Raw genomic sequence first — 23,383 nt, 5'->3', positions numbered from 1 at the left:
TCGTAGTGGGTAGTTTTGAGACAGACTTTTTGTTCCCAATAATTAATCTATTTTGAACTAGTATTAAAGTAACGGGTCATCTGTGCTGCCAGATTCTGAATGGGCATACTTTGTAGATGAACATGACCGGGGCCGGTAAGTGTGGTTAAGAAAAGACCTTCGCCACCTAAGAAAATATTCTTAAGTCCCTTGACCATTTCAACATTATATTGAACGGATGCATCAAACATTGCCACATTACCGGTGTCCACTTTGAAAGTCTGACCGGGTTGTAGAATATACTCTTCAACATGACCATCAAACTCTAAGAACACATACCCGGGTCCTGTGATTTTTTGAAGAATAAAACCCTCACCACCAAAAAAACCTGCGCCAAGCTTTTTCCTAAAGGCGATTTCAAGCTTAACATTAGATGTACCGGCTAAAAAAGCACCTTTTTGGCAGATAATAGATTCTCCGTCTTTTAGCTCTTTTGCTACTATTTTTCCGGGAAAAGAAGATGGGAATGCGATGATGGTGTTGTCTGCTTTTGAAGTAAAGGTATTAAGGAAAACGGACTCACCGGAAAAAGCTCTTCCAAGTCCACCCATTAATCCACCCTTCATGTTGGTGTCCATGGTGATGTAGTCACTCATCCATCCCATAGCACCTGCTTCAGAAACCAAGGTTTCATTAGCGTTTAGAGTACATATTACGACCGGCAGTGATTGTCCTTTGATTTCATACTTCATAATGCGTTACCTCCTCATATTATTTTTAAGTTACTTACTTTATTTTACCACTTTCGGATAAAAAAAAGAAGGAAGTGTAAATGAGATTTATAGACGCTTGTCCCATAACGGCCAATTTGCTATAATGAAGTTGGTTTTTGCCTTAACAGGCAAAAGTGAAGATGCAACTCAAAGAAGGTGAATCTATGTTTGATATACAAGCGGAATTAAATAAACTACCATTAAAACCCGGTGTCTATATTATGAAAGACAGCCAAGATGAAATCTTATATATAGGTAAAGCCATAAAATTACGGCATCGCGTCAGACAATATTTTAGAAAGTCGACCCACCATACCAACAAGATCAAACGCATGGTGGCGAGTGTGGCTTCTTTTGAATACATTGTTACAGATTCTGAACTTGAGGCATTGATCTTAGAATGTAATCTTATTAAGAAACATCGTCCTAAGTACAATACGATGCTAAAAGATGATAAACATTATCCTTATATTATGATTACGCTGGGTGAGCCCTATCCAAGAATTATGATTGCAAGGGAAATGCAAAAAGATAAATCAAAATATTATGGTCCATATACAAGTAGCTTTGCAGCCAATGAGATTATTGAATTACTTAGGAAAATCTATAAAATTCGAAACTGTAATAGAATCTTGCCAAGAGATATAGGTAAGGAAAGGGCATGCTTATACTATCATATACATCAATGTGATGCCCCATGTCAGGATTATATCTCGGTAGAGGCGTATAGGGAACAGGTGCATCAGGCCATAGATTTTCTAAACGGACATTATAAAAAAGTTATTGAAATGTTAGAGACGGCGATGTATAAAGCCTCCGAAGAGATGGATTTTGAGAAGGCAGCAGATTATAGAGATCAACTCCAAAGTGTTCAGACGATTGCTCAAAAACAAAAGATAATAGACGGTGCAATGGAAGACAAAGATGTCATAGCCTTTGCGAAATCAGAAACTGAAGCTATTGTTCAGGTTTTTTTCATAAGAAATGGGAAAATGATCGGAAGAGAACATTTTAGATTGGAAGGCATAGAAGAATTAAGCAACAGTGATATTATGAGTACATTTGTAAAACAGTTCTACTCAGGAACACCCTATATTCCAAAAGAGTTAATGCTTCAAGAGGAATTGGATGAAGCGAATATCATACAATCATGGTTATCCAGTAAACGTGGCCAAAAAGTATATATTAAAGTACCTAGAAAAGGCGAAAAATCTAAATTAGTAGATCTGGCGGCAGAAAATGCAGCCATAACCCTAAATCAGTTTGGAGATCAGATAAAAAAAGAAGCAGCTAGAACCAAAGGCGCTGTTGATGAAATCGTGTCACTACTGGGTATGGAAACATCTATAGATAGAATTGAAGCTTTTGACATATCCAATACCCAAGGGTTTGAATCTGTTGGATCGATGGTCGTCTTTGAAGGGGGTAAACCGAAAAAAACAGACTATCGTAAATTCAAGATTAAGCATGTAACAGGACCCAATGACTATGCAAGTATGGAAGAAGTACTAAGAAGAAGGTTCACCCATGCCTTAGAAGAACAGAAAGAAATCTTGGTAAAAAAATTAAATCCGGATATCGGCAAATTTGCAAGACTACCCAATCTTATTTTGATGGATGGTGGTAAAGGGCAGGTCAATATTGCCTTAAGTGTTCTTGAAAGTCTAGGACTGGACATCGTTGTTTGCGGTATGATTAAAGACGATCAACATAGAACACGAGCCTTGTTGTATGAGAATCGTGAAATTATAATGAAGAAAAGTTCCGAGGCTTTTAAACTCATCACCAGAATTCAGGATGAAGCCCATAGGTTTGCCATTGACTACCATAAAAAATTAAGAAGTAAAGTACAAATAGCTTCAATATTAGATGACATAGAAGGCATAGGGCCATCAAGAAGAAAAGCACTTATCTTACACTTCAAATCCGTTGCCCACATACAGGAAGCGAGTGTAGAGGAACTCAGCCAAGCGCCATCAATGAATAAAAAGGTTGCTCTTAAGGTTTATGAGTTCTTTCATGGTCAAAGTGACGATATAGAAGATAATTAAGATGAGAAGCATTAAAAATGTCTAGTGCAATAAAGGTTTATTTATGATACTCTATATAAGTAAAAACTTCGGCTTAAGGCCTTAACCATAACATGGAGGAAAAACATGTATTCTGTAAAGCTATCGGATATCATCATAAAAATGAAACTAACCAATTTAACACCGGAAGTCGATATAGCCAGTCATGAAATATCCCAATCGGATGTGAACAGACCAGCGCTTCAACTGGCCGGTTTTTACGATTATTTTGATGCCGATCGTGCTCAGATTATCGGAAAAGTGGAGTATACTTTTATTGAAAATATGGCACCTTATTTAAAACTTGAAACATTTGAGAGACTTTTTGGTTCTAAGATACCCTGTCTAATATTAGCGCGGTCCCTTGAGCCGGATGAAGATATGATTGCAATTGCAAAGCGTCATGGTGTACCCCTTCTACAGACCAAATTATCCACATCTTATTTCCTATCAGAACTTACCAGATATTTGAAAGTGGAACTGGCACCGAGTATATCCATCCATGGTGTGTTGGTGGACGTATATGGTGAAGGTATATTAATTAAAGGTGAAAGTGGTATCGGAAAAAGTGAAGCGGCTCTTGAACTCATTAAGAGAGGTCACCGATTGGTAGCCGATGATGTGGTTGAGATCAAAAAAGTATCGGACGATACCTTACTTGGCACTTCACCGGATATTATAAGACACTTCATTGAAGTTCGAGGCATAGGTATTGTGGATTGCAAAACTTTGTTTGGTGTTGAATCGGTTAAGGAAAGCCAAACCATTGATTTGATTATTAATTTGACAGAATGGGACAGACAAAAGGAATACGATCGCCTAGGATTGGAAGAGGAATATGATGAGATATTGGGTAACAAAGTTGTCAGTCATACCATTCCCATTCGACCCGGACGGAATCTGGCAATCATTGTTGAAAGTGCAGCGATTAATCATAGACAGAAGAAAATGGGATATAATGCTGCGGTAGAACTGAACAACCGTGTGACTGGCAATTTGTTGCGCCGTTCACAAGAACGTGATGAAGAAAACGAAAAATTATAAAACAAATGCAATGACCATTAAAAGCATATAAGGAGGCAACATGTACAATATAGGAATAGATTTGGGTGGAACGAACATAGCCGTGGCCATTGTAACGGAGACGGGTGAGATTGTAAGAAAAGGCTCAACACCAACGTTAAATGATAGAAAATACGATGCTATTGTTAAGGATATGGCGGGGCTTTGCATGAAGTTAATGGCAGAAGAAGGGCTTAAGAAAGAGGATATTCACTCAGTGGGTATTGGAAGTCCGGGAACCCCGGATCCTGTTCATGGTGTAATCGTTTATGCGAATAACTTACACTTTGACAACGCACCTATACGTCAGGAATTTCAAAAATATCTGAATGTACCGGTATATGTGGAAAATGATGCTAACGTCGCTGCACTAGGTGAATACGAGTCTGGCGCAGGAAAGCTTTACAAGGATTTTGTTGCTATAACTTTGGGAACAGGTGTTGGATCAGGGATTATTATTGATAGAAAAATCATCAGCGGAAGCTGGTATGGTGGAGCCGAAGTGGGGCATATGGTTATTCAGTATGGTGGTGAACCGTGTACTTGTGGTCGTAAAGGATGCTGGGAAGCCTATTCTTCAGCCACAGGATTGATTAGAGATGCAAAAAGAGCCGCAAAAGAAAATCCAAAATCAGAAATGAATACCTTATTAGAAGGCAACCTTGAGAAAATGAATGCAAAAATTCCGTTTGATGCAGCACAAAAAGGTGATAAAGTGGCTCAAGAAGTTATAGATAGCTATATTGGCCATTTAGCGGTTGGTCTTGTAAACGTCATTAATATTTTCCAACCTGAAATTATCGTTTTAGGTGGTGGCGTTTCTGCTCAAAGAGATAACCTTATTGTACCCCTTAAGAAAAAAATTGTAGATGAGATTTACGGTGGTGAAGCAGCATTCAAAACTAAGATTGAGATTGCACAACTTGGCAATGATGCAGGCATCATTGGAGCAGCAATGCTCTATAAGATAAACGAAGTATAAAATAAGCATTAAGATGCTTATTTTATAGAGGGGCCTGTTAGGATGTAAATAAGGGACGTCATTGACGTCCCTTTGTTTGCATATATTCGATATAGTTTTTATCCCACTAGAAACTTATTCTTGGAATCGGTCAATGAGCTCTTTATTGGTCATGCTACCATCATCCCAAAGCTTTTCTTTGATTTCTTGAACATTTTTTTGCTTCTTTTTCTTTTCGGCCATCAGTAAGGCCTTTTCTTTAGCGCGACGCATATCTTCAATCTGTCTTTTCTTATTCATGATTTCTTGATTGTAAGCACGCATAACTTCTGCTCTTCTTTGTTCTTTGACTAAAGCGGATTTAGATCTTCCTTTTATCAGAAGATAGATAAAGACGAGGGTAACAAAGCTAACAGTAAAAAATGTGTAAGTGGATAGACCAAGCACCAACAATAGGGCACTTGTTATAAACCCTAAGCCGAGTATTCGTATCATAGTACGAGAGATCGTATCATTATAGAATAAGGCATTTAATATGGCACTATGTAACGTGTTATTGGCTAAGAAGTTAATACCTAGAAACAGTAGTAAAATAGTGAACATGAAAGTGAGTTCGGGCTGCATGTAAGACCTCCTTGTCTTTTGAGTCCATAGAAAATGGGTCACAAATAATTATCGTCATAATCCACATTCTAATAAATAGTCTAATGTCCTTATTTAGGACGGACTTAGGAAATGTCACAAATTAAGGAAGATACCTTCATGAAGAATATTAAGTCATATCTAGGCTTAAGTGCCCTAGTGATCATAAATGTAATGGCTTATAATCTAACAAAGAATAATTTGCTGGGTTTAGAACCGATATTCATCAGCACCTTTTCTCTGTTTTTAGCAACGCTTGTCCTTTGGTCACTACACTTTCTACTACAAAGAAAAATAAAACCGGATTTCAAAAAGCTTTTAACCATAGGTTTGGGTGGTATATTTGGCATAGCGGGATTTTATTTTTACATCAGTATGGCTTTAGAGACTATGGGTCTGGAAGTTGCTCTTTTTTATATGAGTGGTATACCTCTTATGACCTTAGTAGTTGCTCTCTTAATTGGGAAGAAGACCAGATTCAGAAATATTTTCTGGGTATTTTTTGCCCTTGTTGGCGTCGTATTGATTTATTTCCCAATGCTACGTTCTATGATATTCATGCCTAAAGCAATAGGCGCGATGCTTCTTGCCAACTTATGTTTTGTTTTTTATACTTTGTTCAATGAAAAGATGGCCTTAAAATACAATCTAGGCGAGATCATAACCCTTCAGGTTACTACAGGCACAATTGTTTTAGTGATGTCTTTTATTGGTAATACAGAAACTTTGGCATATAATCTTAAGGATCTGACGACGATACTAATGGACTTGAAAATTGTGGCAAGTATCCTTTTTCAAGTGATATTTGCAATTGTTATCGGTTATTATCTATATATCTATGCACTTAAAAGGGTAGGCGCAGTTATGTCCACCTTATTTATTAACTTAATACCGGTCATTCACCTCTTGTATAAGCTGTTTCTAGATGATAACCAGTTAAGATTTCCAGGAATTCTAGGAAGTCTTATGATTTTGGTTTCGATATATATGATAGAAGATATATAGACGGTTACTATTATAGGGCAGGTTTAGTCATCTTTTTTATTTTTATCGATTTCATCCAAAGTGCGTTTTCTTATATGTATAAAAACATTGACCAAGATTAGAGACGGAATGACATAGTAAACAAAATTATCTAGAAATCTGGGCATGGTAGTAGGGAGCATAATTTTGAAGTGGGACCAAAAAACTGAGAAAGTCATAGCATAAATGGTCATGTGATAAAGCTGTTTGATTTTTAGACCAAGTCCCAGCAAGGTTCTGAGTAAGTTGGCAATCATAAGGATGAACAAACTGTTAAACAAGAAATTCATCAAAGATATAAAAAATTGAAAGACCATACCAACAGGTATAGCAAGTAGAGCACTCATGACCATGGCTTCTCTGATGATGGCTGAGGAAGTATCGGATCCGTAAGGGTTATAAAAATCATCATAACCATTTACCATAGGCGGAATCCCATTTCGAATGATGATGAAACGGTCCGGTGCTAATATTAGTGCATTCTTATAGGCCAACATGTCATTAATATTTAAAACACCTTGTCCATCAATTATAATAGGAAAATCAAAATAGAAGATTCGGTAGATTTCAGTACCTTCTACTTCCAGTTTACCTTCGACCAAGCTGAAATTTGGTATGATTCCAGCGTCATAAGCCGCTATGGTCTTGTCAAAACTCACCTTGAGGTTGTAGCTATTATAGCCACCGACAACAAGAGAAAGTAATAATATGAATAGAATCATATAACCCAAAGCCTTTCTTAAAGGCTCCTGTAGTATTTGAACATAAAATTCAGATGGGACGAGGCTTTTGCCAACCTTACCAATCCAAGTGTACTTTTTCATAAAAACCTCTTTCTAATCAGACGTTATTACTATTATAGGCAAAGGGGTATTAAAGAACAAGTCTTTTTTCTGACAAGAAGGATTATTGGAGAAAATGAAATGTGAATTTATAATTAAGAAAATGGTAATAGAATTGTAACCTTATGCGGTTGTAAGTGGATTTTGATTCCCTTATAATAAAATAGATAGTGTTGACTTAAGCCTTACATATGTTGATTTGACGTATATGTGCAGGTTGTCTAATAGATTGGAGAACATAATGTCGTCGTATAGATTATTAGCACCTTGCTTGTTTGGGCTGGAATCAGTATTAAAACAAGAGATAAAAGATTTGGGTTATGAGGTTTTGGAAGTTGAAGATGGAAGAGTTATCTTTGAAGGAGATGCCTTGGCTATTAGTAGAAGTAACATATGGCTTAGGACAGCGGAACGGGTCATGATTGAAGTGGATCGTTTTGAAGCAAAGACATTTGAAGAACTTTTTGAGAAGATCCAAGCCATAGCTTGGGAGACATATATCCCTCTTGATGGTAAGTTTTGGGTTTCGAAAGCCTCCTCCATAAAATCTGAATTGTTTAGTTCAAAAGATATTCAAAGTATTGTAAAAAAAGCAATGGTTAAGCGCCTAGGTCAATTTTATAAAGAAACCTGGTTTGAAGAATCCGGTGCATCTTATCCGGTACGTATATTTATCAAAAAAGATATGGTAAGTGTATGCTTGGACACTTCACTTGAAGCACTACATAAAAGAGGCTACAGAATCATGACATCAAAAGCACCGCTATCAGAAACACTAGCTGCAGCTTTGATACTTCTATCCGTCTGGAACAAGGATCGAGCATTTGTAGATCCATTTTGCGGATCCGGAACTTTGGTCATTGAAGCAGCCATGATTGGCGCCAATCTGGCACCGGGGTTGAACCGTAGTTTTGCTGCAGAAGGTTGGAAAAATTTAGTACCTAAAGACTTATGGATGGCGGCCGTGGATGAAGCCAATAAGAAATTTGATCCCAATGCCTCTTTAAACATTCAAGGATTTGATATAGATGGTGATATTCTAAAAGTAGCCAGGGAAAATGCAGTGAATGCGGGCGTAGAAGGCTTTATACATTTTCAAGAAAGAGATGTAAAAGACTTAACCCATAAAAGAAGATATGGTGTCATCGTGACAAACCCACCTTATGGTGAACGTTTATCAAACACGAGTGAAGTGGAAGCGTTATATAAGGTCATGGGTCAAAGTTTTACAAGTTTGGAAGACTGGTCTTATTATATTTTGACCTCATTTGAAGGTTTTGAGAAACATTTTGGACAAAAGGCACAAAAAAAGAGAAAGCTATATAACGGGATGTTAAAAACCAATCTATATCAGTATTTAGGTAAACGTCCGCCCAAGATAGAAAGAGCTGATGGCTAATGAAAAGAACATTATATTTTATTTTACTTTTGGTCATGATAGGCAGTGGTCCTGTAACCCATTGGGTACCGTTAGGTTCTGTCATGGCATCCACATTAGATGTCTACCTCAACAACCAAGAGGTGGTTTTTAATGCAGATTACGGTATGCCTTTCATAGATCAGGCCAACCGAACATTAATACCCTTTAGAGCTGTACTAGAAGCTTTTGGTGCTAAGGTCCAATGGATAGAAAATACCAAGGTAGCAGTGGCTACAAAAGGCAGTGTTGAAGTTCGCGTACCGATTGATAAAAATCATATTATTAGAAATACAAAACTCATTGAAATTGATACCAAGGCGGTTATTATCGATAACCGTACTTATATTCCCATTCGTGCTGTCATGGAAGCTTTTGGGTCAAAAGTAGAATGGATTGAAAACCAAAAAAGAGTGAGTGTGACCTATGAGGCTGCTCCAATCATCAGTCGATTGCCGGAAGTCTATGATCTTAGAAATATTGGTAAAGTTACACCGGTCAAAGACCAATTAGATATCGGTGCCTGTTGGGCCTTTGCAACTTTAGGTGCAATTGAATCATCCTTACTGCCCGGTCAGGTGTTTGATTTCTCAGAAGATCATATGAGTCTCAATCATGGTTATAATCTCACTCAAAATGAAGGTGGCGATTTTCAGATATCCCTTGCCTATTTGGCAAGATGGTCAGGACCTGTACTGGAATCGGAAGATCCTTATGGTGACGGAATAAGTAATCCTAACCTGAAAGCAGCAGCACATGTACAAGAAGCTATTATATTACCAAGCAAAGACTACTCAGCTATAAAAAGAGCGATTATGAAATATGGTGGTGTGCAGACATCCATTCATATAAGGGATATAGCACAACAGGAACTTGGTGATGCTTACAACCCAAAGACTTTTGCATTTTATTATAAGGGTCAGTCCTTACCTAACCATGATGTGGTTATTGTGGGATGGGATGACACTTATAGTGCAAGTAACTTTACCACACCACCTTTAAGAAATGGTGCCTTTATCTGTCGCAATAGCTATGGCACTACATTTGGTGACAAAGGTTACTTTTATGTCTCCTATGATGACGTTCTTATAGGCAAAGAAAATATTGTTTATACCAAGATAGAACCAAGCACCAACTATGACAACATCTATCAAAGCGATTGGCTAGGATGGGTTGGCAGAATCGGATTTGGAAAAGATACTGCGTTCTTTTCAAATGTATATACAACAGATAAAAAGGAGACACTAGAAGCCGTAAGTTTTTATGCAACGGACATGGATACTGAATATGAGGTCTACGTTGTAGAAAAATTTGAAACGGAATCAGATTTCTCGAAGAAAAGACTTATTACGCGGGGTGCGTTCGATTATGCAGGTTACTATACAATCAAGTTTAATACTCCGATTCCTGTAGAAGGTACATTTGCTGTTATCGTCAAGGTGACGACACCGGACAGTTTGTATCCGGTAGCGGCTGAATATGACAAAGAGGTAGCTTGGCTTGAAGATGTTGATTTATCAGATGGTAGAGGTTACATGAGCTTTGACGGCTTATCTTGGGAAAGTACTGAAAAAGTGCTAGAGAGTAATGTATGCTTAAAAGCGTTTACAAAGAATTAGACGGACTCGTTTTGACACCTTAACCATAGAACAATGAGGGACTCTTTATGGCCAATAGATTTCAAATCTTATTAAACGTACTAAAAAAACAGAATAAGGTATATATTCAACCACATAATATACCAGATCCGGATGCATTAGCCAGTAGCTTTGCTTTAGGTTTGCTTCTTGAACGATTTGGTATTCCTAGTAAGATTATCTATGGTGATAGCATTGAAAAAGTCAATTCCAAGCGTATGGTTGATATGTTTAATATCAAGATTGAATGTATAGAAGAAGGCTTTTCTATAGAAAAAGATGATTTCATTATATTCATAGATGCCCAACGTGGTAATTCCAATTTGACGGATTTGCAAGCTAAGCGGGTTGGTGTCATCGATCATCATGATAAAATGACGAAAGCTAAATATGAATACGAAGATATTCGCACTGAAATGGGTGCATGCTCTTCTATGGTCACCGGTTATTATCAGGAAATGGGCGTGGAGCCATCACTTGAAGCGGCAACCGCTCTAGTATATGGCATCATGACAGATACCGATAACCTTACCAGGTATAATAACAACGCGGATGCAGAAATGTTTTATTGGCTCTATAAGTACGCCGATTTTACTATGATCAAAAATCTACGTATGAATGAAATCGGCAAGGCAGATATTTATGCTTATGCCAAAGCCTTACAAAATATTGAAATCTATGGTAATATTGGATTTATACATATTGAAGATTGTAATGATTCTTTACTCGGAACCATCAGTGACATGGTTTACACTATTGAAGGTGTTGCAATCGTAGTCTCCTATGCCAAAAGAGAAGACGGCATCAAGTTCTCAATTCGTAGTGGTCTAGGTGGTGTCAAGGCCAATAATTTGGTGCAATATATTTTGAACCATCAAGGCGTTGGTGGCGGACATGGTGAAATGGCAGGCGGCTTCATTAGAAAGAGTGAAATGCAATTTTTAGAGAATAAAGAATTGAACACTTATGTTAGATATAGAGTTTTATCTTATCTTGAGAAAGAAAATAGTTTGTAGGAGGTGTAGTTTTGGATTATGAAACAGTCATCATAGAAGGGTATAAAAAAAGCCCTATATTGGTAAGAAAATGGACACCCGAAGGTAAAGTGAAGGGGTGTTTACATATTCTACACGGTATGGCTGAGCATTGTCTAAGGTACGACGCATTTGCAAAATATCTTTGTGAACAAGGATTTGTTGTTTGGGCCCATGACCATCGCCAACATGGATACAGCATCGGTCATCATGAGGCAGGTTTTTTTGATAGAACAGATTCTTGGGATGCTATTATTGAGGATGTTGGTATTGTTCAAAGAGCTTATAACAAGACCTATTCGGATCAACCCATGTTCATGTTAGGACACAGTATGGGTTCTCTTATTCTAAGAAGCTATCTTCAGTCTCATCAAACAAAACTTATGGGGGCCATTATAATGGGTTCGCCCATTACTTCCAAGATATTAGGTAAGCTAGGTATTGTACTTAGCCGTTTTTTTGAGTATATAAAACCCAATCAGCCCAATCACTGGCTTAATTACTTGTCAGTTGGTATACACAATAAGACAGTGGATCATCCTAAGACGCCTTTTGACTGGATATGTTCTGATCCCGATACGGTTAAGGCATATAGCGAAGATCCTTTATGTGGCTATAATTATACACCAAGTTTTTATGAGACATTATCAAGAGGTTCATTAGAAGCCAATAACAGTATGCTCATGCGAGGCTTCCCCAAAATCAAAGCCTTGTTTATTTCAGGTGAAGAAGATTCGGCTGGCAACATGGGTGAAGGTGTTAAAAAACTTAGTGCAACCTATAGAAACCTGGGCATTAATCATGAACTTATATTGATGCCGGGCATGCGACATGAAATACTTAATGAAATAAATCGAGAGAAGACTTATGAAAAGATAGTTAATTGGATGAATCGGGCTTTAGTTACAGATAAGGAAAAAAATAATGAAGAAGAATGACTTAATTATAATAGGTGCCGGCCTATTGATTGCATTATTGGCCTATTTAGTAATGGGAATCGGGCAAAAAAACATAAAAACGGATGAATTAAATGTTGAAGTCTATGTGGATGGTGAATTACTTGAGGTTTTACCTATGGATAAAGAAGGTATATTCACTTATGAAACGGAGTATGGGACGAATGTACTTGAAATCCATGATCATAAAGCAAGTATCATTGAAGCAACCTGCCCGGATCAAATCTGTGTAAACAGTAGTGATATTTTTAGGCCTAATCAGAATATTGTATGCTTACCATTTCGTTTTCATGTTCTCGTGCAAGGTGAAGGGGAGGTGGAATTTGATGCAGTTTCACAATAAATTACCTCTCAGACGTATGATTATTCTTGGATTACTAATAGCTATTGCTTTGGTTCTTAGTTACTTTGAAAGATTTATACCGTTAAGCTTTGCCGTTCCAGGTATAAAGTTAGGCTTAGCTAATGTTGTTACATTACTGGCCATTAATTTATATCGACCTAAAGATGTGTATTTTCTCGTTGTTTTAAGAGTGATATTGGCATCCATATTTATAGGTAGCATGATGAGTTTATGGTATAGCATGGCAGGTGGCCTATTAAGTGCAACCGGTATGCTACTTATGTCCAGTCTCCCCAAAGATAAAGTGAGCATTGTAGGTATCAGTGTGATCGGTGCAATATGTCATAATATTGGACAGATTATAATAGTCTCCATAATAACGGGAAGTGCGTATGTTGCTATGACATACTTTCCTATTCTTGTCGTAGCCGCTATTGTGGCTGGTATCTTTATCGGTTACGTAGCAAAAGCAACAAAGCCATATTTGGCGAGGATTGTTTTGGATCATAATAGTTGATTTGAGTGTGTATATTTTTTGAACAAGTATTACGGTTAGATTAAAATGACGTCTGAAGTCTTTATTAATCCCATTAACTTTGCTATAATTTAGTAATGGCTATAATGGCCAAAGCAAAACTATAACCATTGTTATACGGTTCAATCTGATTGCCACCTCAAAGGAGAGTATATGATGAAGCGATTCTTAAGTCTATTGGTGCTTGTAGCACTTATTATAAATTTATTTCAAGTCAATGTTTTTGCAGGCAATCAAGCCAATGAACTTTATTTAGAATATGATCGTAATGTACATAAATATGATAATAGGTTGGTTACCGTTGTCATTAATGAAAAAGAGGTTAAGACCGGTGACATGCCGGCAGTTATTATAGGCAATAGAACATTGGTGCCGGTTAGGGAGATATTTGAATCTGAGGCTGTTGGTGCTAAGGTGGAATGGAACAGTAAGACAGAAGAGGTTTACATCACTTACCGGGATCAATTCATTGTTCTAGCCATCAACGATAAGACAGCTTATGTCAATGGAAAACCCCATGAATTGGATGTACCGGCCAAACTTATTCGAGATCTTAATAAGGACCATCCCAAGACAATGGTACCTATTAGATTCATTTCGGAAGTGTTGGGTTTTGATGTGGATTGGGATAACAGTAGTTATACCGCCATGCTGACCAATGCTGATCTGGTTGTTGACATGCCTATTGAACCAGAGGTACCGGAGGTAATAGAACCGGATTCGGAAGGCGATGACCTTGATGGAGATAAGCTAGAAGGCATTTCAGGAGACGGCGCTAACAAAACTTTGCCAACAGAATTAAGGAATACACCTGTTCAATGGTCGGCAACAAAAGATCAGATGGAAAGCATTTCATCGAACAATAATTCTATTGCGCTTACATCCGAAAACCATCCCGAGACTAAGATTACAGATATAGCTTATGATACATCAGGTACCCAAAATAGATTTGTGGTTAAGGCAACTTCGGCCATATCAGAGGTAAAATACACCTTGTGGGAGGGGAAACTGGTTATAGACATACCCAGGTCCGTTTCGGGTTTGAAGAGTGAAACAAAATATGACTCAAACCCCATCTTAACAAGTATAAGATCCAGCCAATACAGTTCCAATCCGAATACGACACGTATTGTCTTTGACTTAAAGAATGAATCCATTAAATTGGATGTATCTCTTAATAAAAATCGTACAGAACTTGTTGTTGCGACTTCGGACAATATCATTCACGATATTTTACTAGGACAAAACGATCAAGGTGATTATATACGTGTTGAAGGTGTTGCTGCACCGGATATGAATATTTTTCGACTTTCCAATCCGGATCGGGTGGTTATTGATTTTGAAAATACCACCTCTTTAATCGGCACCAAAGAAAGCCAAGCATCCGGTCAATATGTAGAGAAAATTCGAACAGCCCAGTTTGAGGAAACAAAAACACGTATTGTTGTGGAAACGGATGGTCAAGCCGACTATGAAGTGGTAAAGTCATCCGGTGAAGAGACCATGATTCAATTTAAGGAACCTACCTATGAGAATATAGAGTATAAAAATGAAACCAAACCGGTGATTGCATTAGAACATGTAGATGTGCCTATAGAGATGAGCGGTATCATTTACGATAATGACTATAGAAACAAGACTTTCCATATTACATTAGCGGGAAATTATGGAAATGTGTTTGGAAAAGGTTCTGTCAAAGTCCATGACGGTCTTATAGAAACTATTAATATTAGCCAGAATAGTAAGGACCAGACCCAAATTACCATTAAGTCGAATTTTATATATGAGTATAGAGTCGAAGAAGTAGGCGACAAGATTGAGATTAAGGCCTATAGACCAAAAGAGCTTTATAATAAGATTGTTGTCATTGATGCAGGACATGGCGGACGTGATCCGGGTGCAGTTGCCAATGGCTTACAAGAAAAAGATGTTAACCTAAAAATGCTTCTGTATCTCAAAAATCTTTTAGATGCGGATACCAGTGTCAAAGTCTACTATACGAGGTTGACAGATACATTCCCATCTTTGCAGGATCGTTGTGATATTGCCAATGAGATAGGTGCAGATTTCTTTATTAGTATTCACAACAATGCTTTTAATGCCAGCGAAAATGGTACAGAGACTCTGTATTTCCCATCAAACGTACAGGATAAGTTAACTTCTCCTAAGTTAGCTCAGATATTCCAAAAAAACATTGTGGCTTATACAGGCATGAAGGATAGAGGTCTTAAACAAAGAGAGAACTTATACCTGCTCAAGAATACAATCATGCCGGCAGTTCTGGTTGAGGTTGGATTCCTAACCAATGTCAATGACGTTGCCAAGTTAAAGGATGAGACTTTCCTAAAAACCACAGCATCGGCACTTTATCAATCGATACTTGAAACCTTTAGTACTTACCCAACGAAGCGATAAGAAGTGTGACTTTGTCACGATAAATACTATAGAAAACAAGAGGCTGATTTAGCCTCTTGTTTTCTATACCAGTCAAAAAATAATGACGTATGAGGTAGAAAATGAAAGATGAAATACTAAAAGTGTTGATGACCACAAAAGAATATGTTTCCGGTGCAGGCTTAAGTGAAACATTAGGTGTCTCTCGAACCGCTATTTGGAAAGCCATCCACAAATTAAAAGATGAAGGCTACGAGATAGAAGCCGTACCAAATCGAGGGTACCGTCTATTGATAGAAACAACAAATTTGGTTGAAACAGCGATTCGACTTCATTTAAGTAAAGCGTCAAGGTTTACGACCATCAAAATATATGAAACTGTTGATTCGACAAATTCTGAAGCTAAACGTCTGAAAGTAAACAAAAGCATGAATGAAGGTTTGATCATAGCCAAAGAGCAAACGGCAGGCAAAGGCAGGCGAGGTAAGAACTGGACATCTGTTAAAGATGAGGGTATATGGGCATCTTTAGTCTTGGTTCCGGATATAGCACCGACGATTGCATCCATGCTAACGTTAATCGCAGGGATGTCAGCAGCCATGGCTATTGAAGATAGAACAGGTCTTGAGGTAGGTATTAAGTGGCCTAATGATCTTGTCATTTCAGGAAAAAAAGTTTGTGGCATTCTAACAGAGATGAGTACAGAAGCGGATTATATAAATCATGTTGTGGTAGGTATTGGCATTAATGTGAACCAGACATTTTTTGAGGAACCCTTAGAGGCTATAGCGACCTCACTGAAGATCGAACTTGGAAGAGAAGTGAACCGAGTGGAGATCTTAACTACTTTTTTAAATCATTTTGAGACATTATATGAAAAATTCTTGAAAATTATGGATTTGAGTTTTATGATAGATAAGTACAACAGCATGTGTGTTAATGTGGATCAGGAACTTAGAATCATTGAACATGGTGCAACCAAACAAGCAACGGGCATCAAGGTTACAGATCAAGGTGGCCTGATGGTCAGAAACAAGGAAGGGAATACAGAAATCATATATGCCGGCGACGTTTCTATAAGAGGCATAAATGGTTATGTATAAAGGGTTCAGCAATGGAAGAGGTTATATTAGCTGCTGCGAGCAGTTATGACAGAAAATACTATTTTAACAGTGAATTTGATGCAATACCAGAAGGTATTAAAACAAGTATTCAAATTATGTTGGTTTCATTTACGATGGAAATTGGTGGTTTATTGTCTTTGGTATATGATGAGCATGGTTTGTTACATTTTAGAACGGAATGTGATGAAGAAGATATTCTGTATGATGAGATTGGCGCACATCTGAAGATTAAGAAGATGATGGTTGATCAGGAGGATCTTCTTGAAGGGCTTCAAATGTTTTACAAGGTTTTCTATTTAGGTGAACCTCTAGAATAAGTAAAGAAATTCACCATTGCATTTGAAAAATATACTGCTATAATAGACATGAAACAATTAATGCGAATCATCTACGGATGATGTCTTGTATCCCGTATGGGAACGAGAACAGGAGGCGATTTTGTGAATAAGACACTAAAAGACACAAGAAAACTGGTGATTTTGAGCCTGATGCTTGCCATCACTATGATACTGGATTTTACACCGCTAGGCGCGATTCCTATGGGAACGGTTGAGGCAACCATCACACATATTCCTACAATCATTACAGGGATTATTTTGGGACCGGTTGCAGGATTGATTATGGGACTGGCATTTGGACTTATATCCTTTTTTCATGCACTCATTAGACCGGTATCACCCTTTTCACTGTTTTTTATTAACCCGATTATTTCCATTTTACCGAGAATGTTTATTGGTGTAGCTGCGTATTATGCGTACGCTTTAGCACTAAAACTATTTAAGGCGAAACTGGCACCCTTAGCCATAGGTGTGGGCGCATTTGTAGGGAGTTTAACCAATACAATATTGGTACTTGGTGCACTTAGTCTTATATATGGTAGTAAGATTGAAGCTATGCTTTTAGAAGCTGGTTTATCAACCAAAGCTTATTTGTGGGCAGTTGGTGTTGCAGGTACAAATGGATTAATGGAAGGTATTGTTTCAGTTGTCATCGTAACAGCGATTTGCTCTGTTTATTTTAAGCAATATAAATCATAATAACTTTAATAAACCGTTAATAAACCCTCAGTAAGACTTCTGAGACTTATGTAAGATATTAATGACGATATATAAAGTTGAGCTATTAATAAATATGAATCAAGAGCTTAGACATATGAATAAGCTCTTGATTCTGATTATAGAGAAATGGTTTTTTGATCGTTGAAGAGCCGTTATAAAGAACGAATAGGAGGATCGTATATGTTATTGGCCATGGATGTTGGTAACACAAATATTACAATAGGGGTCCATAGCAATAATGAATGGATTGGTACTTTTAGGATGACCACTAAAACCCCAAGAACCTCAGATGAGTATGGTCTTTTTCTTCTTGCGCTGTTAAATTCAAAGAAGATTGAAGTCAAAGATATAGATGGTGTCATCATATCGTCAGTAGTACCTAACATTATGTATTCGTTGAATAATGGCGTAAGAAAATATATCCGGTTAGAACCCATGATTGTCGGTCCGGGCATAAAGACAGGTATATCCATCCACACCGATGATCCAAGAGAAGTGGGGGCAGATCGTATTGTGGATGCAGCCGGTGGCTTTTATGAGTATGGTGGTCCATTACTCGTCATTGATTTTGGAACAGCCACTACTTATGATTTTATTTCTGAAAAAGGTGTTTTTGAAGTGGCCGTCACTTCACCTGGGATCAAGATAACAGCCAATGCTTTGTGGCAAAAGGCAGCAAAATTACCGGAAATAGAAATCAAGAAACCAAGTTCTATATTGGCCAGAAATACCATTGACAGTATGCAAGCAGGTTTGGTATATGGTTATATCGGTCAAGTGGAATACATTGTAAAAAAAATGAAAGAAGAACTTAAATTACCAAATATGAAAGTGGTTGCAACGGGTGGTCTCGCTAGGGTTATGCAAGGCGAAACTGAAGCGATTGATATATATGATAGTATTTTAACCTTCAAGGGTCTGAAACACATATATGACCGTAATAGAGGAAAATAAAGTGAAAATAGATCAGCTTATTCTAAAGAACAACATTTTTTTGGCACCTTTAGCAGGTGTATCAGACCGGCCATTTAGAGTACTTTGCTATGAACAAGGTGCAGGTTTGGTGTATACGGAGATGATCAGTGCTAAAGCCATCTCTTATGATAATCAAAAAACCAAAGAGATGTTGGTGACAAGTGCAGGTACAGAGACGTTAGGCATCCAACTTTTTGGAAAAGAGCCGGAGATAATGGCAGAAAGTGCTCAAAAGATAGACCATTCGGGTATCGCACTTTTTGATATTAACCTAGGTTGTCCGGTACCTAAAGTGGTAAATAATGGAGAAGGATCTGCACTAATGAAAAACCCTAAGTTGATTGGCGACATAGTGTCAGCAATGGTAAAACATGTGTCCAAGCCGGTAACGATAAAAATAAGAAAAGGCTTTGATGCAAACCATGTGAATGCAGTCTTAGTAGCAAAGATTGCTGAGGCAAGTGGAGCAGCAGCAATAACGGTTCATGGGAGAACAAGAGAGCAATACTACAGCGGTCATGCAGATTGGGAGATTATTCGAGCTGTAAAGGAAGCAGTAGATATTCCTGTAATCGGAAACGGTGATGTATTTAATGCTACTGATGCTAAAAGAATGTTGGAAGAAACGGGTTGTGATGGGGTGATGGTGGCAAGAGGTGCTCAAGGGAATCCGTGGATTTTTAGAGAAATCAATGATTATCTAAAGACCGGTCAGATACCAAAACGACCGGACACCGAAATGATCATAGAAATGATGATGCGACATAAAAACACGATGGTAGAAGACAAAGGCGCCTATATAGCTCTAAGAGAGATGCGCAAACATGTGGCGTGGTACACAAAGGGTCTTAAGCATGGGACAAGACTTCGACAGGTGATGAATCAGATTGTGGATATTCATGAATTTGATACAAAGGTTCGTGAGATTTTGTTGCAATGATAGTTAAAGGGTAGAATGTCAATATGATAATTGACAACTAGGATATATTAAGTTATAATCTTTGGATATATTGTATGATGGCTTAGTATAAAATTCACACGTGATCTAGATAAACCTACGTTTTGGGCTTATGTAGAACATTTTTTTGGCCGATTACTAACTTAGAATAACAAATAGAAGGGGTGTCATAAAATGCCTGAGAAGAAAATAATATTGACTTATCATGGTTTACAAGAACTTGAAGCGGAAGTACAGGAGCTAAAAGTCAACAGACGAAAAGTCATTGCCCAGAAGATTAAAGAAGCAAGAGCACAAGGGGATTTGTCAGAGAATGCTGAGTACGATGCTGCGAAAGAAGAGCAAGCAGAAGTTGAAACACGTATTGTACAAATAGAGAAGCTTCTAAAGAATGTAGAAGTTATAGACGAAGATGAAGTTGATTTGAGTTATATAGGTATTGGTTGTAAAGTTAGATTATTTGATATGGAATATGATGAAGAAATTGACTATGCTTTAGTTGGTTCTACAGAAGCTGACCCATTACATGGAAAAATATCAAATGAGTCTCCTGTTGGAGAAGCGTTGATTGGTCTAAAAGTAGGCGAAATAGCTGAGGTAGATACCCCAGCTGGTTTATTGAAGTTCAAAGTTCTAGAGATTCATAGATAGAACGTGTTGATAGTTGAAAAGGAGTGTCGATCATGGAAAATGACCTAATCGCACAAGTAGAAGATTTAAATGAATTAGTAAAAATAAGAAGAGGGAAGCTGAGTGATTTACAAGAAGCCGGTAACGATCCTTTTCAAATAACAAAATACGATGTTACCCATCATAGTATAGATATTACGGATGATTTTGAAGCTCTGGAAGGACAAGAAATCAGCGTTGCAGGAAGAATTATGACCAAACGTCTCATGGGTAAGGCTTCTTTTTGTCATATTCAAGACCGTAAAGGTCAGGTTCAAGCTTATATACGTAAAGATGGCATCGGTGATGATGCTTATGAAGCTTTTAAAACCTATGATATTGGTGATATCGTCGGTATTAAAGGGGTAGTTTTTAAGACTCAAAAAGGAGAAATATCCATAAAGGCTGGTGAGGTACTTTTACTCTCGAAAAGTTTACAAGTTTTACCTGAAAAATTTCATGGCCTAAAGGATACGGATACCAGATACCGCCAAAGGTATATTGATTTAATTGTTAACCCGGAGGTCAAAGAGACTTTCTTCAAACGATCAAAGATTATTAAAGAAATTCGATATTTCTTAGATGATATGGACTTTCTAGAGGTAGAAACACCAGTGCTTCACACCATTCCAGGTGGAGCAGCGGCCAGACCCTTTAATACGCATCATAATGCTCTAGATATGGATATACATATTCGAATTTCCTTGGAGTTGCATCTGAAGCGTCTTATCGTAGGTGGTTTTGAACGGGTATATGAAATGGGACGTGTATTTAGAAACGAAGGTTTGTCGGTTCGACATAACCCTGAGTTCACTTTGCTTGAATTATACCAAGCATATACAGACTACTATGGTATGATGACACTTACTGAAAACTTGATTCGTACAGTAGCACAAAAAGTACTCGGGACAGCAAAAGTAGTATATGATGATACTTTGATTGATCTTGAAAAACCTTTTGAGAAATTAACCATGTTAGAGGCGGTCAAAAAATACACAGGTCTCGACTTTGATGAAGTTTTAGACGACGAAGCGGCAAGAGCTTTAGCCAAAGAAAAAGATGTTCACATTGAAAAACACTTTAAAAAAGGTGAGATACTCAATGCTTTCTTTGAAGCGTTCGTAGAAGAACATTTGGTTCAACCAACCTTCATTATGGATCATCCTGTTGAGATTTCACCACTAGCAAAACGCAAACCATCAAATCCTGCTTACACAGAAAGGTTTGAACTTTTTATAACAAAAAGAGAATTTGCAAACGCTTTTTCTGAACTGAATGACCCTATAGATCAAAGAGGTCGATTCGAATATCAGGAATCTCTAAGAGAAGCTGGGGATGAAGAGGCCAACAAGATTGATGAAGATTTCTTAACAGCTCTTGAATATGGCATGCCACCAACAGGTGGACTTGGAATCGGTATTGATCGTTTAATTATGTTGCTTACGAATTCTTACTCCATAAGAGATGTCTTATTATTTCCAACCATGAAAAACAAATAGTTATGATCCATGAGGATTTCTCTGAACAAGGGAAATCCTCGATTCATATTTAATCTATTGTTAATAAAAAATGGTCGAAATGCCATTTTTAATATGTTATAATGTTGTACGTAAGCCATGCGATGGGAGAATACAATGGATGATTTAAGAAGGAAATCTAATAATTATAAATTGCAGCAAAAAAATGGAATCCTAATGATTCTGTTTTTTACGCTGTTGATGCTTATGCTTCAAGGTTGCAGCGCATCTGTTGATGAAGATGAGGAAACAGACAAAATCATACCACCAACATCCAGTGAAAATCTAAAAAAATACGAATCGTTACCGGTTTTATCGGATGTTGTTTATGATTTTGCTACCTATGAGTCGGTCGTGTCAACGGACACCACACAAATTAATGAAACAAGGGCAGTCAAAGGTGTCTACGTCAGTGGGCATGCTGCAGGCATTGGTTCATGGATGGATGATTTGATTCATCTGGCAGATACAACTGAAATCAATGCTTTTGTTATTGATGTTAAGAACGACTCCGGACATATTTCTTATGACATGGATTTGAAAGAGGTTAAAGAAGTAGGCGCAGAAACCAATGCGATAAGAGATATAGAAGCTTTAATGGAACGTCTCTACAGCCATGACATTTACCCGATTGCCAGAATTGTTGCTTTTAAAGATCCATTCGTGGCAGAAAGGAAACCTGAATACGCCATTAAGAAAAAAGATGGATCGTTATGGAAATATAAGAATACACCTTGGTTAGACCCTTATAACAAAGATACTTGGAAATATATCATAGATGTATCTAAGGAAGCTGCTAAGATTGGGTTCAAAGAAATACAGTTTGATTACATTCGTTTCGAAGCGACCAGTACGCTTGCTGAAGCAGATTTCCAGGGAAAAGATGTTCTACAGACAAGGGAAGAAGTCATATTGGAATTCTTAGAGTATGCAAAGGAAGAGCTTAAACCTTACGGTGTTAAGGTTTCTGCGGATGTTTTTGGAACGGTGATTACAAGTTCAAAAGACGCTGCAACCATTGGGCAAGATTATGTTGAAATGTCAAAGGTCGTGGATGTCATATGTCCAATGATTTATCCATCCCACTATGGATTTGGCTTCTATAATACACCAAAGGGCGAGCATTCAGACTTATACCCCTATCGTATTATTCATGGATCTATGATGGATTCTGCAGACAAATTAACCCAAATTCCTGAAGGTGACCATAAGGCGGTTGTAAGACCTTGGTTACAAGCTTTTACAGCCAGTTATCTTGGAAGGGGTAATTATAAGACTTATGATGCGGCAGCCATTAGAGAACAGATTCAAGCCACTTATGATGCAGGTTTAGAAGAGTGGATACTGTGGCATGCAGGTGTCAAATATAATGCAGCAGGTTTACTGCCAATAGAGCAAGAAGAATAGAATTAAGA

At 37.7% G+C, this 23,383-nt stretch carries 22 protein-coding genes; 19 read left to right on the top strand and 3 right to left on the bottom strand.

The window, feature by feature from the left end; all coding sequences use genetic code 11:
• Positions 1-47: 47 nt before the first annotated feature.
• On the bottom strand, positions 48-731 hold the full coding sequence (locus PATL70BA_RS07165) for a TIGR00266 family protein (protein ID WP_125136733.1): 684 nt from the start codon (positions 729-731) through the stop codon (positions 48-50).
• 185 nt (positions 732-916) lie between these two features.
• On the opposite strand from PATL70BA_RS07165, the gene uvrC reads away from it, so the two are divergent.
• From uvrC to PATL70BA_RS07150, 3 genes are all read left to right on the top strand, one after another.
• Positions 917-2,803, top strand: a complete 1,887-nt coding sequence (gene uvrC, locus PATL70BA_RS07160; protein WP_243115989.1) for an excinuclease ABC subunit UvrC — start codon at positions 917-919, stop codon at positions 2,801-2,803.
• A gap of 105 nt (positions 2,804-2,908) precedes the next feature.
• Positions 2,909-3,865 (top strand): HPr(Ser) kinase/phosphatase, encoded by a 957-nt coding sequence (gene hprK / locus PATL70BA_RS07155; RefSeq protein WP_125136732.1) that lies wholly within the window; start codon positions 2,909-2,911, stop codon positions 3,863-3,865.
• Between the two features lie 40 nt (positions 3,866-3,905).
• Positions 3,906-4,865 carry an ROK family protein gene (locus PATL70BA_RS07150; RefSeq protein WP_125136731.1) on the top strand — a complete coding sequence of 320 codons (960 nt, stop codon included), beginning with the start codon at positions 3,906-3,908 and terminating at the stop codon, positions 4,863-4,865.
• 114 nt (positions 4,866-4,979) lie between these two features.
• Here the strand turns inward: PATL70BA_RS07150 and PATL70BA_RS07145 are convergent, their stop codons facing one another.
• Positions 4,980-5,468, bottom strand: coding sequence for a hypothetical protein (locus PATL70BA_RS07145; protein ID WP_125136730.1), 489 nt, complete (start codon positions 5,466-5,468; stop codon positions 4,980-4,982).
• A 138-nt stretch (positions 5,469-5,606) separates the two neighbouring features.
• Between PATL70BA_RS07145 and PATL70BA_RS07140 the strand changes: the two genes are divergently transcribed.
• Entirely contained in the window at positions 5,607-6,491 is an 885-nt protein-coding gene (locus PATL70BA_RS07140) for a DMT family transporter (RefSeq protein ID WP_172596148.1), read from the top strand.
• Between the two features lie 23 nt (positions 6,492-6,514).
• Here PATL70BA_RS07140 and PATL70BA_RS07135 read toward each other — a convergent pair whose 3' ends face one another.
• Complete coding sequence (locus PATL70BA_RS07135; RefSeq protein ID WP_125136728.1) at positions 6,515-7,333, bottom strand: DUF1189 family protein; 819 nt, start codon at positions 7,331-7,333, stop codon at positions 6,515-6,517.
• A gap of 259 nt (positions 7,334-7,592) precedes the next feature.
• Here PATL70BA_RS07135 and PATL70BA_RS07130 point away from each other — a divergent pair, with 259 nt between their 5' ends.
• The 15 genes from PATL70BA_RS07130 to PATL70BA_RS07060 all read left to right on the top strand — a co-directional run bounded on the left by PATL70BA_RS07130 (position 7,593) and on the right by PATL70BA_RS07060 (position 23,375).
• Positions 7,593-8,750 (top strand): THUMP domain-containing class I SAM-dependent RNA methyltransferase, encoded by a 1,158-nt coding sequence (locus PATL70BA_RS07130; protein WP_125136727.1) that lies wholly within the window; start codon positions 7,593-7,595, stop codon positions 8,748-8,750.
• Complete coding sequence (locus PATL70BA_RS07125; RefSeq protein WP_125136726.1) at positions 8,750-10,387, top strand: lectin like domain-containing protein; 1,638 nt, start codon at positions 8,750-8,752, stop codon at positions 10,385-10,387. The genes PATL70BA_RS07130 and PATL70BA_RS07125 overlap by 1 nt, the downstream gene beginning before the upstream one ends.
• Positions 10,388-10,434: 47 nt before the next feature.
• The gene (locus PATL70BA_RS07120) at positions 10,435-11,421 is read left to right on the top strand and encodes a DHH family phosphoesterase (RefSeq protein WP_125136725.1); all 987 of its coding nucleotides are present in this window, start codon (positions 10,435-10,437) and stop codon (positions 11,419-11,421) included.
• Between the two features lie 11 nt (positions 11,422-11,432).
• Positions 11,433-12,377, top strand: coding sequence for an alpha/beta fold hydrolase (locus tag PATL70BA_RS07115; protein WP_125136724.1), 945 nt, complete (start codon positions 11,433-11,435; stop codon positions 12,375-12,377).
• The gene (locus PATL70BA_RS07110; RefSeq protein ID WP_125136723.1) at positions 12,364-12,738 is read left to right on the top strand and encodes a NusG domain II-containing protein; all 375 of its coding nucleotides are present in this window, start codon (positions 12,364-12,366) and stop codon (positions 12,736-12,738) included. The genes PATL70BA_RS07115 and PATL70BA_RS07110 overlap by 14 nt, the downstream gene beginning before the upstream one ends.
• A complete protein-coding gene (locus tag PATL70BA_RS07105; RefSeq protein ID WP_243116010.1) occupies positions 12,722-13,255 on the top strand; it encodes a Gx transporter family protein in 534 nt (177 codons plus the stop codon). Before PATL70BA_RS07110 ends, PATL70BA_RS07105 begins: the two co-directional genes overlap by 17 nt.
• A 171-nt stretch (positions 13,256-13,426) precedes the next feature.
• The gene (locus PATL70BA_RS07100; RefSeq protein WP_125136721.1) at positions 13,427-15,688 is read left to right on the top strand and encodes an N-acetylmuramoyl-L-alanine amidase; all 2,262 of its coding nucleotides are present in this window, start codon (positions 13,427-13,429) and stop codon (positions 15,686-15,688) included.
• A 101-nt stretch (positions 15,689-15,789) separates the two neighbouring features.
• A complete protein-coding gene (locus PATL70BA_RS07095) occupies positions 15,790-16,770 on the top strand; it encodes a biotin--[acetyl-CoA-carboxylase] ligase (protein WP_125136720.1) in 981 nt (326 codons plus the stop codon).
• A gap of 11 nt (positions 16,771-16,781) precedes the next feature.
• The gene (locus PATL70BA_RS07090; RefSeq protein WP_125136719.1) at positions 16,782-17,108 is read left to right on the top strand and encodes a DUF6145 family protein; all 327 of its coding nucleotides are present in this window, start codon (positions 16,782-16,784) and stop codon (positions 17,106-17,108) included.
• Positions 17,109-17,231: 123 nt separating this feature from the next.
• Positions 17,232-17,828, top strand: a complete 597-nt coding sequence (locus PATL70BA_RS07085) for an ECF transporter S component (protein WP_172596146.1) — start codon at positions 17,232-17,234, stop codon at positions 17,826-17,828.
• A 201-nt stretch (positions 17,829-18,029) separates the two neighbouring features.
• Entirely contained in the window at positions 18,030-18,803 is a 774-nt protein-coding gene (locus PATL70BA_RS07080; protein ID WP_125136717.1) for a type III pantothenate kinase, read from the top strand.
• Entirely contained in the window at positions 18,781-19,764 is a 984-nt protein-coding gene (gene dusB / locus PATL70BA_RS07075; protein WP_125136716.1) for a tRNA dihydrouridine synthase DusB, read from the top strand. The genes PATL70BA_RS07080 and dusB overlap by 23 nt, the downstream gene beginning before the upstream one ends.
• A gap of 192 nt (positions 19,765-19,956) precedes the next feature.
• A complete protein-coding gene (gene greA, locus PATL70BA_RS07070) occupies positions 19,957-20,433 on the top strand; it encodes a transcription elongation factor GreA (protein WP_125136715.1) in 477 nt (158 codons plus the stop codon).
• Positions 20,434-20,465: 32 nt separating this feature from the next.
• Positions 20,466-21,950: a lysine--tRNA ligase gene (gene lysS, locus PATL70BA_RS07065; protein ID WP_125136714.1), complete on the top strand. Its 1,485-nt coding sequence runs from the start codon at positions 20,466-20,468 to the stop codon at positions 21,948-21,950.
• Between the two features lie 135 nt (positions 21,951-22,085).
• The gene (locus PATL70BA_RS07060) at positions 22,086-23,375 is read left to right on the top strand and encodes a putative glycoside hydrolase (RefSeq protein WP_172596145.1); all 1,290 of its coding nucleotides are present in this window, start codon (positions 22,086-22,088) and stop codon (positions 23,373-23,375) included.
• Positions 23,376-23,383: the final 8 nt, after the last annotated feature.

Origin of the sequence: Petrocella atlantisensis, from assembly GCF_900538275.1 — a bacterium.
Taxonomy (GTDB): Bacteria; Bacillota; Clostridia; order Lachnospirales; family Vallitaleaceae; genus Petrocella; species Petrocella atlantisensis.
This window is presented reverse-complemented; position numbering and strand designations above follow the sequence as displayed.